We start from the raw sequence: 12,175 nt of genomic DNA, 5'->3' as shown, positions 1-12,175 counted from the left end.
AACTCCTGAGCTTAAAACGCCTAGCCTAAAGGAATGATATCGCCTTGCCAACCCTCTCCGCCGAGCGTGCCGGTCAGCAGCAGCTCGCCCTTATCCGCGCGAACGATCAGCTGGCCTCTTTCATCCCACAGGGCACTGCCGCCGCAGGCGTTCGCCATCAGCACCGCGATGGCATATTTGTGCGCGAAGCGCTGCAGGGTGCTGATGGACTGCCGCCAGCGGTGATCCTCCACGGACTGACAGCTGGTAACCAGCGTGGCTCTGGGGTCGAGATTGGGGGAATCGGCATGGGCATCAAGAATGCTGAGCTGCTTTTCCCCCGGCACCAGGCTGGCACCGCTACCCTGCGGGTAGCGCAGAATGCGGCGGCGAGCGGGAGTAAACAGCGCGAGGCCTTTCAGGCGCAGGCCATTCCGCTCCAGCGGGAGCCCGGCAATCACGGTAATCCGGTGAAAATGTGCCGCCTCAATCAGCGGTTCCAGCTGCGCGTCGCCGGGTGGGGGAGGTAACGTCGTTGAACCCGAGCCCGTTAACGAGAGTTCAGGGAAGACCAGCAGATCGCACCGCTGCCGTGCGGCTTCGGCGATGAAGCGCAGGTGATCCGTAACGTGGTCATCCACACTCTGATGCTGACGGCCATACTGGGCTGCCGCTATATTCCAATGTGACATCGTGACTTCCTTATACACTGAGTCGCAGAGATTTAAGAATACACCTAAATTTATCAGGGCTTTCTTATCCTGCCAGATTCCGCGTAAGGAAATGTAACGACTCGTTAAGCTTATTTAACTTTAGGATCGTACGGTAGACGGGAGAGGTTAACCGAGGCGAGACGGTGGGCGATTAATCTTTCGCGAAACCAGTCGCGCAGATGGGCGGGTTGTTCCCGTTCAACGACCTCAGCCACGACGGGCATGTTGTAACGCTCTTTAAACGCGACGCCAGCGGCAGCGAGATCGACATTCACTTTATCCATCTCGTCCTGCGGAAGGGCGGCCAGATTGATCTTCATTACCTTCTCCTTTTTATGCGGCGGCAACGTTACCGCGATTGCACGACGATGACAAGCGGAGGCAGGATGATCCTCGACTCGCTTATTATACAGCGTTATTCTTTAGCATACAGACATAACAAAAAGGAATGATTGCGATGGGTTTCTCCGCTTCCCGCGCGGTATGCGCACTGGTTTTTGTGGCCTCGACAATGATGACCCCCTCCGTGCTGGCACATGCACATCTCACACAGCCGATCCCGGCCGCAGACAGCGTGGTGAGTGCTCCGCAGGCACTTACGCTGAATTTTTCAGAGGGTATCGAACCGGGATTTAGCGGCGTGGTGGTGACGGATGCGCAAAAGCAGGTCATTAAAACGGGTACCGCTACGCGAGACGACAAGAACAAGGCTCAGCTCACCGTTCCGCTGGAGCACACGCTGGCCTCTGGCAAGTATCGGGTGGACTGGCATGTGGTCTCCGTAGACGGCCATAAAACCAAAGGCAGCTATCACTTTAGCGTCAAATAACATGCTGGCGCTGTGTTATATCGGGTTGCGCTTTGTCCATTTCACGGCGCTGATGCTGGTTTTTGGCAATGCGCTTTACGGCGTCTGGTTTGCGCCTTCCTCCCTCCAGCGGCTGATGTCGCGACGTTTTGCGCGACAGCAGCGAGTGGCTTCCCTGATCGGCCTGGCAAGCGCGCTGGTGATGTTTATGCTGCAGGGCGGACTGATGGGTGACGGCTGGAGAGACGTGCTTAACCCTCATGTCTGGCACGGTGTTCTGGGAACGCAGTTTGGCAGCGTCTGGCTGTGGCAAATCATTCTGGCTGCGATGACGGTCGGCGCCGCATGGCTGGCAGCGCAGAAAGGTTCGCGTCTGCTGCTGCTCGCCATGGGCCAGCTTATCCTGCTGGCGGGAGTAGGGCACGCGGCGATGAACGACGGCCCGCTGGGGGCGTTGCAGCGGGCTAATTATGCGTTGCACCTGCTCTGCGCCGCGACCTGGCTTGGTGGATTACTGCCCCTGCTGTTCTGCATGCGTCTGGCGACGGGGCGCTGGCAGAATGCCGCCATCTTTACCATGATGCGCTTTTCGCGCGTAGGCCACTATGCGGTCGCGGGCGTGCTGCTCACCGGTGCGATCAATACGCTATTGATACTGGGCCTCCACATTCCCTGGCAGGCTGGCTACGTGCAGTTTTTGTTGTTCAAATGTGCGCTGGTGGCGTTGATGGTGGTAATTGCGCTGGCAAATCGGTATTTTCTGGTGCCACGGTTTCGTCCGGAGAGCGGGCGAGCACAACAGATTTTTATCAGGATGACACAGGCAGAAGTGGTGCTGGGCGCGCTGGTACTGGCAACGGTCAGTCTGTTCGCCACCTGGGAACCCTTCTGACAAGGTTAAATATCATATGAAAAAGACAGTACTTTCTCTCATATTGCTGGCCTGCACCGGGAGTGCGCTTGCTGCACCGCAGGTTATCACCGTCAGCCGTTTTGAAGTGGGCAAGGACAAGTGGGCGTTCAACCGCGAAGAGGTGATGCTGACCTGCCGTCCTGGCCATGCGCTGTATGCCATTAACCCGAGCACGCTGGTGCAGTACCCGTTAAATGCTGCCGCCGAGCAGCAGGTCGCCAGCGGCAAGAGTAGCGGCCAGCCGATTAGCATCATTCAGATAGATGACCCGGCGCATCCGGGACAGAAAATGAGTCTGGCACCGTTTATCGAGCGTGCCGACACGCTCTGCTAACGTTCAGGTTTCCAATAAAAAACCGCAGATGCTTGCGAAAGCACTGCGGTTTTTCACATTTTATGATGCTCTGGCGCTTTTTTTCCGGCCGCTTTAGCTGTGGACTGGAAAACCTGGCGTCGTCATCTATTCTTAAAAGGCAAGGCGACTTAGCCTGCATTAATGCCAACTTTTAGCGCACGGCTCTCTCCCAAGAGCCATTTCCCTGGACCGAATACAGGAATCGTATTCGGTCTCTTTTTATCTGCCTTACAAATCAGGGGTTTGCAAGGTATGGCACGAAATCCCCCGAAATAACCTATCCGGTCTTTTGTGCCTGTTACAACAATGTAAACACTTTCTCCCTCACATCCAAGCCTTTTTAGGTCATTTTTTGGATGTAAGACCGGGCTGGTCTGGGCAAAACCCTCAGTGCCAAGGATATTTGACAATAGCGTACGGCAAACGTCACCTTTTCTGGCAAGAAACCAGCGGGCGATCCCGAAAGCCTGACAGGATTCGTTCACCTACTTTGAAAAAGTACACACGGGCTGTAAAACCCTTTTCCGAAAGAGGATCAATATAACGCCCAACCTGTGGATCAGAGGTGTCTGGGCCAGCTATTCGGAATGCGCTGGCACTCGTTACCTCAGCAGAGTCCACATGATAATTCAAGGTGGTTTTTACTGTTCTCTCGATATAGAACTTCTCAGCGGGACCGCTGTCAGGAAGCAGTGTGATTTTACTGTTATAGTAATGCTGTTTTCCACCACGTAAGGTTGTCCATTCCGCTTCACTGAGAACCGTTTTATGTGGTTCATCATAGATGAGCAATGATTTTGTCGTGCAATCACCGACATACAGCTGAGCAATAAGTGGAAATGACAGCCACCCGGCACCGACAGCTAAAAGGCATAACGCAACCAGCCATTTCATTTTTTATTATCCCCAATAACATTAATGCTCAAACAATCACTTGCACGCTGAGCGATATCGTTTTTGCACGAAAAAAATGACAACGTATCACGCCAGTCAGCGCTTATATAAATGAGAGGTCGGTCTGAAGCCGCAAGGTTGTTTCTGTCAAGCCAGTAAGAAATTCTCTTGATCGCATTTTCCTTATTCTTGGCCTCATCAATGGTGTCTGAAAAGAAAAAGGAGCGGCCTGCATCATCTTTGTAGTGTATGAATGTAATGTCATGCGTAAAAAATAAAAACCTGAAATATAAGCCTGTAACAAAGAGAAAAGCGAAGGCCGCTCCCGATAAGCTATAGAACATAACGTTTCGCTTTTTACCCTGGTGTTTATCTAAACTTTGTATCTCTCCCGCCGGTTGAGCGGTGTCTTCGGTACCGGGAACGGTATCATCAACCGTGTCATCATTGCTGATAGCTGGCGCGATAAGCTCCTCGTAAACGTTGTCAGACTCGATGAGTTGAATAATCCCTGGCTTAAGAATATAGCCATTACGACCTTGCGTAATGAGCGTATCATCCGGAGCGCCTACTTCGGATAAGGATGATCTCAGCCTGAACAACGACTGTCTGACGGTATTGTCCGAAACGATTACGCCTTTGTTACCCCAGCAAATCTGTACAAACTCATCTTTTGTGACAAGCATTCCTGCTTTTCGGCAGAAATGCTCCAGCCCAAGCTTGTTTTGCTTACTGAGCTCAAGCGTACTCGTACCACTACGAAGTACTCCTGCTTTGTAATAAAAGAGGATAGTCATATTTTTTCCTTCCACGCGAATGGCGGCATTGTAATCCATTCTCCTTCTAGGATGCATCCCTCAGAAACAACTCTTTTAGAGTAGCAACCATAAGAGAAAAAGCATCAGAGAAAAAAATAACGCTTTCGTAACGCTTTCTATGTCATTGATTAATGTGTGTTTATATTGTAACGGTTACATTTTCGTTTCATCTTAGGCTTGGGGCTTGAGGTCAGATAAATTCGATGTTCAAATGCATCCATCGCAAAACAACACGGAAGGGAATAATTATTCCTGACTGAGGAATGGCGGGGTAGTGATTAAATAGAAAGGAAAGTGTCATGAGTATGCCTTTAATAGCTCAGTACTTCATGAGTTATAAAATAAAAAAGAGGGGAGTTGCAGTCATATGTTCATGCGACATTATGAACAGAGGGTTCTATACCATCCTTCATGAAACGAAAAAATTTAGCAAGATCCATATATTTAAAAGTGAAGAAGTTATTGATAAATGCTTTCTGGATAATGAAAGTATAAGTGTTGTGATTATTAATGATGAGTGTTTTTCATCGCGACTGATGGTGTGTTTATCCGTGGCAAGAATCTCACAATATGAAGGCGTAGCCGTTATGGTGATTTCCAGCGCGAAAAATCCCATAGATGCCACCGAGTATTTGCGGGCGGGAGCGAAATCGTTTATGTGGAAAGGCACGCCATTGACATATTTTGATGATGCGCTGAATGCTATTTTACGTGGTGAACACTGGATTGAGGACAGCGTCGAGGAATACTATCGAATAGCAACATTAGCGGGTAAGGAAAATGATCTAACGGGGCCCGAAAAGGTGTTCAGTGTTTTGAGTGGTGCTGAGCAGGGTGTTATTAAAGAGTATATGAATGGTATGACCGTTACGCAGATAGCATTAAAAAAGAATCGGAGTGTTAAAACGATTAGCGCTCAAAAACAGACTGCCATGAGAAAATTGGGCGTCTGTAATCAGATGGAGCTTCTTTCTCGATATGGACATTTACGGAAAAGTAGCTGAACACCAGTTTACGTGTGCTGCCTTTGAAAAGATATTGCATTTTAATGCATGGGTCTTTTTTAAAGCAGATACACGCAGGCTGAAACAATAATCTTTTATCAGGATTGTATCATGTTTAAAAAAGTAATCATTGCAGTTGCAATGGTGTATGCCATGCCTGCAGTTTCCGGGCCTGTTATCAATGTCGGCTCCCTTAATGAGTATATGCAGAGCGGTAAAAATACCCTGGCTAAACGTATACATAACACGGGTGATGCAACGGCTTATGTTCGCATCAATATTCATGAAATGGTATTTGATACCCAAGGCCAGGCAGTTGAAAAAAATCTTGATGCCACTGCACTGGTCAATGGTCAGGGCACAGGATTAATTTCCACACCACCACGGCTGATTATTCCCGCTGGCGGAATGCAGACTAATCGCCTGGTTTTTACAGGCTCGCGTGAAAAGGAAAAGTACTACCGCGTGCGTTACATCCCGGTCGTGCCGGAAAGTACGAAAGAGTTTGGTATCAGCGGTGTGGATGCCAAAAAGTATCAGGACCAAATTAATGCCGGCGTTACGGTGATGTCAGGCTACGGCACCATCGTGACGGTTCACCCCGACAACGTGCGATTTGACACCCGAATTACCGGCAGCGGAAATCAGCTGTCAGTCACTAATCATGGCAATGCATCCGTTGTGATTGACGGGCTCAAGTCATGCGACAGGAATTTAACGCATTGTGACAACGGCGTGATTGTCCAGTTAAGACCTGGCAAAACGCTTCAACGAACTGCCACGCCAGACAGAGTCTGGCAGTACACCCTGATCGAAGGCGATCGGAAAAAAAAACTGAACAGCAGTAAATAAACCTGCTTAACAGAAAACTCAATAACCTGGAGAAATACCCAATGATGAATTTCAAAAATATCAGCCTGACCGCAGCACTGTTTGCCACTGCTTTTGCCGCACAGGCCGCAACCCCGCAGGTAGATTTCACCGTCGAAGCTGTTATTCCTGACAGCAGTTTCTACGTCACGCCTGTTAATGGATGGGATGCACAACCACAAAAAATGCAGTGGGATGAACCGAGCATGTCAGTGATCGAAGCAGCGCCTGGCAAGCAGCTGCGAATGAAAAATACTGCAGGTGGAATTAAGGCATATCTGGCAAGTGCACCTGTGCTGACTTCTTCTGCGAGCAGCTCTGTGATTCCGCTTCAGGTATCACTGGCTGGCAAACCGCTGCCGGTTGGAAAAGCAACCGCTGTTGAACTCTATAACGCAACTACTGCCGCCACTGAACAAACGGCCACCATGGCGATTAAACAGAGCGGCTCGCTCACTCAGCGACCTGACGCGGGAACCTATATGGGGCCGGTGACGATGATTTTCGATACGGTGCCTGCAAACCCATAAGACATCAGCCTTTTCAATCTTTCAGGAGAGGGCAACCTCTCCTTTTTTTACCTTATTTCTTAGCGTAATGAGTCAATTATGTCATTTCTTAAGCTTGTTACAGGTATTGCTTTAGCGATTTCGGTCAGCCTTCCAGTCCAGGCAAAAGCAGTTAAAACGCTAGCCGATCAGGCGGCAGATATGCCAGCAGAGTTCCGTGAGCACTTTTTAAATACCCCTGTATCCGCCCGAATTGCCCTCGACGGCAAATTACTGGGGGATGCCATGATAGTACTGACGGAAAATGAACAGGCGAAAATTATGCAGTTCACCGATTCCGGTGACAGCACGTATTCGGAATCAGAGAGACAACGCTGGCTGAAGGCTTTTTCATCTCCGGTTCCCCTCGGTCAGTGTAAGGACCTTTGTCCTGAAGGCCTACTGGCTGTGGACTATAACCTCAGTGACGCAAAGCTTGCATTGATTACGACTGCCTCTGAAGCGGGCTCAGCGGATCGCTGGTTGAGCCTGCCGGAAAAGGGGAGTACCGGTCTCATACTCAATAACCAGTTGAGTGTTAACGGCAGCCGACAGCAAACGGCCCTGGGATGGAAAGGCGGCGCAGAGGCGGCGACAGGTAAATGGTCAACGGTGAGTCAGTACCAGGTGGATCGCAGCGGTGGAGTGACCTCAGAAACACGTCATGCGGTGACCTCCCTCTACTCACAGCGTGAGTTTCAGCAGCACTTTGTTCGCGGCGGGCTTTTCACTCCGGACAGCCAGGGATTATTGCACCAGCCGTACACGCGGGGTGGTGGGGCGAGCACCCTTGTGGGAGTGATGGCAGGGAGCAGCGATACGCTGTTAAAAGACGCAGGTTTTGCCAGCCTTTACCCGGTGTACGTGACGGCCAACCGCGAAGGCATGGCGGAAGTGTATCGCGATGGATCGCTGATTAATGCTCAGCCTGTTGTGCCGGGCATGCAGGTTCTGGATACCACTGTCCTGCCTGCGGGGATATACGAGGTAGAAATTCGCATTCTTGAGGATGGACGAGAAACCAGTCGCGTAACAGAGACCATCAATAAACCTGCCCGCTGGCGTAACACTGAACAGCGTCTGAGGTACAACCTGTTTGCGGGAGAACAGCGAACATTACTGAACAGCGACAGTACCGTGGCGACCAGCGGTACGGCAGCAGGGGCCAGCCTGAATTATTTAGTGCATCCGCGCGCCACGGTAGGGGTGGCTTTGCAGAAAACCGGAAAAGAGACGCAGGCCGGATCGTCGCTGGATTTTCAGGTGTCTGACACCCTGCAGTTCTACGGCAATGTCTGGAACAGCTCAGCGACGGGCAACGGTTTTGATACTCAGGCCGTATTTACCCATGACAAAGGCAATGTTGCGCTGGGGCACAGCCGGAGCTGGACACGTCCGACAACATCCGGGCACGTATCACACCCGGCTTCTGTTCAGGTTGAGCATAACAGTACCGTGTCTACCACCTGGCGCCTGAACAGCAGCACCAACGTTAATGCACGCATCTCGCATCACAGTAAGGGAAGCGGGCCTGGCGTGGATGTTGGCTACAGTTCACGCACAACGGTTGCGGGAACAGCTATTAACTGGCGGTTATCAGGATTTGATCGACCGTATCAGGAAAGTAGCTCGCTGCGCAACCGTGGCGTCAGCCTGAGTCTCAGTTTTCCGCTCGGGGGGGAAAAGCGCAGCGGCAACATGAGTGTCGGTAGCCGAACAGATACCTCCGGTGCTCGTGACCTTTATGCGTCGGCATCGCTGAGTCAGCAGTGGGATGAAAACAGCGTTATACGGGAAACCAGCGGCACGCTTACGGCAGATCGCTATGGTGCAGGCATCAGTACCTTTAGCCGTTTCGATACTCCTGTCGCCGAAGGGAGCTTCTGGGCACAGCGCTCCAGCATCGACGGTGAGCTTTCAGGCGGTTTGAATACGGGAAGCACGCTCGCGTTTGGGAAGGGGAAGGCTGCGATGACAAAACAGTCCGCGCATCATCAGGGAGGAGGCATGATTGTCGATGTCCTTTCTGATGACGGTAGCGCTGAACTGGTTGCTCAGCATCAGTCTGGCAGTACGAAACTGAAACCCGGCAGAAACTTTATCCCGGTCGACGCGTGGAAACCGGGTAACGTTCAGCTCGGCTTCCCGGGTACCGAGGCCCCGGCGTTAAAGATAGAGCCCGAATATCTTGACTATCACCATATTCGCGGTGGCGTCAGTACGCATGAAGTCCGAGTCATGAAGACGGTCACGGTGATAGGTCGCCTGGTTGATCCGACCGGAGAGCCAATCGGGGGGGCCCAGGTTATTAATCATGCGGGAAGAACAGTGACCGAGTCAGACGGGCTGTTCACCCTCGAATTACATGAAAAAAATCCGGTGATCACCGTCGAGCATGGTTCAGGAACACTGTGCGAAATCAGGCTGAATCCCGGCAATCAGAAGCAGGCCGATATGGTGTTTGCAGGCAACTTGCTTTGCAGCGACATCACCCTGGCGGACAACACCCGGCATTCCCCTCATCGGGAGGGGTGACAGCGCTAGCTGTCGCTAATGATCAAGCAGATATATTAATTTTAGGTAACGAAGCAATGAAAAAAATCAATTTTAAACACGCGCTGGGGAGCATTCTGTTTCTGATCGTTCTGTCAGTCGCGCAGTCAGCGTTTGCGGTGGAGGTCGTTCTCACGACAGAATTTAAGGCCGATATGACAAAACCGACGCACAATAAATTTGAAAATACGACGCCAGTTTCCGGGTTTTGCAGCCAATTTTCAACTTTGTGCAACGAGGACGAATTTAGTGTCGTTATTCCTGGGTTCAAAGCCTATAAGGAGTTTGACGTGGATTCCTCAGATTTAAGCAAGCATACATTCATCTCTCTGGACGGAACATCCAAGTCAGTCACGCTGGTCGATGTGAAAAATCCTGCCAATCAAATAACTGTTCAATTCAGATGGTCTTTTTTTGGCGTCCGACATAATCGAACTAACCAGGCGGATGGTGATATGTTCGAGGCAATGATGCATACCGGCCTTTATCCAGAAGGAGGATGTTCGGGCCGTACCGGAATTGGTACAGGTCAAGGAGCTGGATACAATCACGGCTGGGGGGTTCCGGACAGAATGGTAAGTTGTTATCGATTGATTAATAAAAGCAGTAATTTCAAAGGAAGAGTGATGATAGACAATCTGAGTATTGGATATACGTTAACCACACCTTCTCCTATGCAAACCAGGTCTGGGCAGTATGAAGGCGTAGTTGTCTATCGTGTGGGCGATGTCGTTAATACGCCGGGATATATTGGATTAGGAGCCGATGATTATAATGGCACAGATGAAATTCGGGTTGTCATCAAAGCCACCGTAGAACATGCTTTTAAAGCAGATTTTCCTGCAGGCAGCGAACAGGTAAAACTGGCTCCGAGGGGAGGATGGAGTCAGTGGATAAATGGCGGGCGTATACCTGAGCAGCTTCAAAAAGAAGTGCCGTTTATCCTGTCGTCCTCAAGCGGTTTTAAGATGAGGATGCTCTGCGAGCATAATCAGGGGCAAAACTGCGGTCTTAAAAACACGCAGACAGCTGAAATCGTACCTCTCGAGGTACTGATGAGTCTTCCTGGATTTACGGCTGATAGCGGTCCGGTATCAAGATATCCCCTGACCAATATCAGTAACGGACATACAATTCACGCGCCGAAAGAGGCCATCTTTAACCGGCGTTCCTCACTCGATTTTCAGGTGAAAAAACCGGGCGTGGATAAAATGGTAAAGGAGCCAGGATCGACATGGCGTGGGCTGGTGACGTTGATATTTGATACTGAGTTCGAGTAATACCTGCTACTTAAAAAGTTATTGGAAACATAATTTCTACTAACAAAATAAGCCATTTTTAATCGAACACCGTAACTTCCAAAAGGGCAGTTACGGCGTCTGAGGTTGTTCATACCATGCAGACGGCATTATGATAATTTAATGTGTTGATAACACAATGATCTTGCGTGCGCATCCACGATAAAACCACGAATGCACACGAAAAAGTGATAAGTAATTGAAGTTTAGTGCACGTTTTTGCAGCTATTTCAGGTCTGACTTTGCTCGCTCTCGCTCTTAAATACTTGATATTTAACAGAAGCGGGTAAGGGCTGGCAGAAACAGGAATCGTATTCGGTCTATTTTTATCTGTATGTTTTCAAAGTATTGTTCGGCGTTGACTCGAAATCACCCGAAACTTTCTTGAACATTCCATATCCTGTCTAAACCATAACATACTCAGGACCGCGTACGTCCAGGGTTTATTGGGATCTTTGTTAAAATTTTGTGCCCGAGGAATCGCTAAACAAACGTTTTCTGCGAGCAAACGGGCAGCCCGGAAGTTAAATAATGAACGCGCCGAATTTGTCTTTGTTACGGACAATGTACTCCGGGAAGTTTTCAACCGTCAGCTCTTGCCTGATGAGCGTTCTGTCGCGCCCCCAGATATCTTCCGCATTTTTAATGACCTTCATGATGTGGTCCGGGTTGTTAAACTCAGGAAGATCGTATTCAGTATGGGAAATGGTAGACATTTTTTCTGAGATACGCTCAGGGGTCATCACCCATGAGAAATGCCAGCCACCATTTTCAATGATGCTGTTGTTAATCTTGAACCAGTTCCATTTAAGCCAGGACCAGCTTTTGACGCTTCGGGTGCGTTTAAGATTCCTGAATGACTCAGGTTCACCGCCAAAGAAATTAACGAGATTTTTATATTGAGTGGCTCTCGGCAATTTACATTTTCTTGGCGTATTATCAGTATTAAAAACCTGCAGGTTAAATTGATAATTATAGAAGTTCTGATAAATAGTCGTGCAGAGCTTTTTGGGATTTATCGATGCTACCACCCGAGGGGAAAATATCTCATCCACATCGGAAACTAAAATCAAATCATCATCGTTGGCCTGCGTCAAACCCTGCATGATAGCATTCCTCTGCGCGGCCTCATTTGCCCAGGCATCCACTACCATGCCGTCCGGCAGCCCCGGAATAACCTCCCGTGCCGGATGTGATTCTTCAGCGGCTTTCGTAATCGGTTCTTTATCATGAACAACGTAGATAATTTTATCTTTAAATTGACTGTATTTATTTACGTCAAAATGCAGCTGCCTCTTTTTACCGGTAAAGGTATGCGTTGACTCAACGATAACGAAGCGATCAACAACGTCCGCTAGCGTGTTCAGCCTGATTTCGAGAAGCATATCTTCATCGTAATATAAGAAGCAGTCATAGATCATT

13 protein-coding genes are annotated in these 12,175 nt (G+C 49.6%); 8 read left to right on the top strand and 5 right to left on the bottom strand.

The window, feature by feature from the left end; translation table 11 throughout:
- Positions 1–20: 20 nt before the first annotated feature.
- The gene (locus tag ACMWKK_RS00600) at positions 21–671 is read right to left on the bottom strand and encodes a carbon-nitrogen hydrolase family protein (protein ID WP_112780815.1); all 651 of its coding nucleotides are present in this window, start codon (positions 669–671) and stop codon (positions 21–23) included.
- Positions 672–781: 110 nt separating this feature from the next.
- The gene (locus ACMWKK_RS00595; protein ID WP_406542731.1) at positions 782–1,012 is read right to left on the bottom strand and encodes a DNA polymerase III subunit theta; all 231 of its coding nucleotides are present in this window, start codon (positions 1,010–1,012) and stop codon (positions 782–784) included.
- 137 nt (positions 1,013–1,149) lie between these two features.
- Between ACMWKK_RS00595 and yobA the strand changes: the two genes are divergently transcribed.
- From yobA to ACMWKK_RS00580, 3 genes are read left to right on the top strand one after another with little or no spacing between them, the layout of a single operon-like run.
- The gene (gene yobA / locus ACMWKK_RS00590) at positions 1,150–1,521 is read left to right on the top strand and encodes a CopC domain-containing protein YobA (RefSeq protein ID WP_112780816.1); all 372 of its coding nucleotides are present in this window, start codon (positions 1,150–1,152) and stop codon (positions 1,519–1,521) included.
- A 1-nt stretch (position 1,522) separates the two neighbouring features.
- The gene (copD, locus tag ACMWKK_RS00585; RefSeq protein WP_112780817.1) at positions 1,523–2,392 is read left to right on the top strand and encodes a copper homeostasis membrane protein CopD; all 870 of its coding nucleotides are present in this window, start codon (positions 1,523–1,525) and stop codon (positions 2,390–2,392) included.
- Between the two features lie 16 nt (positions 2,393–2,408).
- On the top strand, positions 2,409–2,747 hold the full coding sequence (locus ACMWKK_RS00580; RefSeq protein ID WP_112780818.1) for a YebY family protein: 339 nt from the start codon (positions 2,409–2,411) through the stop codon (positions 2,745–2,747).
- A 447-nt stretch (positions 2,748–3,194) separates the two neighbouring features.
- On the opposite strand, the gene ACMWKK_RS00575 is transcribed toward ACMWKK_RS00580, so the two are convergent.
- Both ACMWKK_RS00575 and ACMWKK_RS00570 read right to left on the bottom strand, forming a co-directional pair.
- Positions 3,195–3,662, bottom strand: coding sequence for a hypothetical protein (locus ACMWKK_RS00575; RefSeq protein ID WP_139156900.1), 468 nt, complete (start codon positions 3,660–3,662; stop codon positions 3,195–3,197).
- A complete protein-coding gene (locus ACMWKK_RS00570; RefSeq protein WP_181663663.1) occupies positions 3,659–4,498 on the bottom strand; it encodes a transcriptional regulator in 840 nt (279 codons plus the stop codon). The genes ACMWKK_RS00575 and ACMWKK_RS00570 overlap by 4 nt, the downstream gene beginning before the upstream one ends.
- Before the next feature lie 281 nt (positions 4,499–4,779).
- Between ACMWKK_RS00570 and ACMWKK_RS00565 the strand changes: the two genes are divergently transcribed.
- The 5 genes from ACMWKK_RS00565 to ACMWKK_RS00545 all read left to right on the top strand — a co-directional run bounded on the left by ACMWKK_RS00565 (position 4,780) and on the right by ACMWKK_RS00545 (position 10,735).
- Positions 4,780–5,484, top strand: a complete 705-nt coding sequence (locus ACMWKK_RS00565; RefSeq protein ID WP_112780821.1) for a LuxR C-terminal-related transcriptional regulator — start codon at positions 4,780–4,782, stop codon at positions 5,482–5,484.
- Positions 5,485–5,595: 111 nt separating this feature from the next.
- Positions 5,596–6,336 carry a hypothetical protein gene (locus tag ACMWKK_RS00560; protein ID WP_112780822.1) on the top strand — a complete coding sequence of 247 codons (741 nt, stop codon included), beginning with the start codon at positions 5,596–5,598 and terminating at the stop codon, positions 6,334–6,336.
- A 41-nt stretch (positions 6,337–6,377) separates the two neighbouring features.
- Complete coding sequence (locus ACMWKK_RS00555) at positions 6,378–6,884, top strand: CS1 type fimbrial major subunit (protein ID WP_236653101.1); 507 nt, start codon at positions 6,378–6,380, stop codon at positions 6,882–6,884.
- 78 nt (positions 6,885–6,962) lie between these two features.
- Entirely contained in the window at positions 6,963–9,437 is a 2,475-nt protein-coding gene (locus ACMWKK_RS00550) for a CS1-pili formation C-terminal domain-containing protein (RefSeq protein ID WP_112780823.1), read from the top strand.
- A complete protein-coding gene (locus ACMWKK_RS00545; RefSeq protein ID WP_112780824.1) occupies positions 9,434–10,735 on the top strand; it encodes a hypothetical protein in 1,302 nt (433 codons plus the stop codon). Before ACMWKK_RS00550 ends, ACMWKK_RS00545 begins: the two co-directional genes overlap by 4 nt.
- 542 nt (positions 10,736–11,277) lie before the next feature.
- Here the strand turns inward: ACMWKK_RS00545 and ACMWKK_RS00540 are convergent.
- Positions 11,278–12,174, bottom strand: coding sequence for a benzoate transporter (locus ACMWKK_RS00540; protein ID WP_112780825.1), 897 nt, complete (start codon positions 12,172–12,174; stop codon positions 11,278–11,280).
- Position 12,175: the final 1 nt, after the last annotated feature.

The organism is Enterobacter sp. 01-M-03-SI-ECC (assembly GCF_047530215.1).
Taxonomy (GTDB): domain Bacteria; phylum Pseudomonadota; class Gammaproteobacteria; order Enterobacterales; family Enterobacteriaceae; genus Enterobacter; species Enterobacter chengduensis.
The sequence above is the reverse complement of the archived record's forward strand: the minus strand, read 5'-3'. Positions and strand labels throughout refer to the sequence as shown.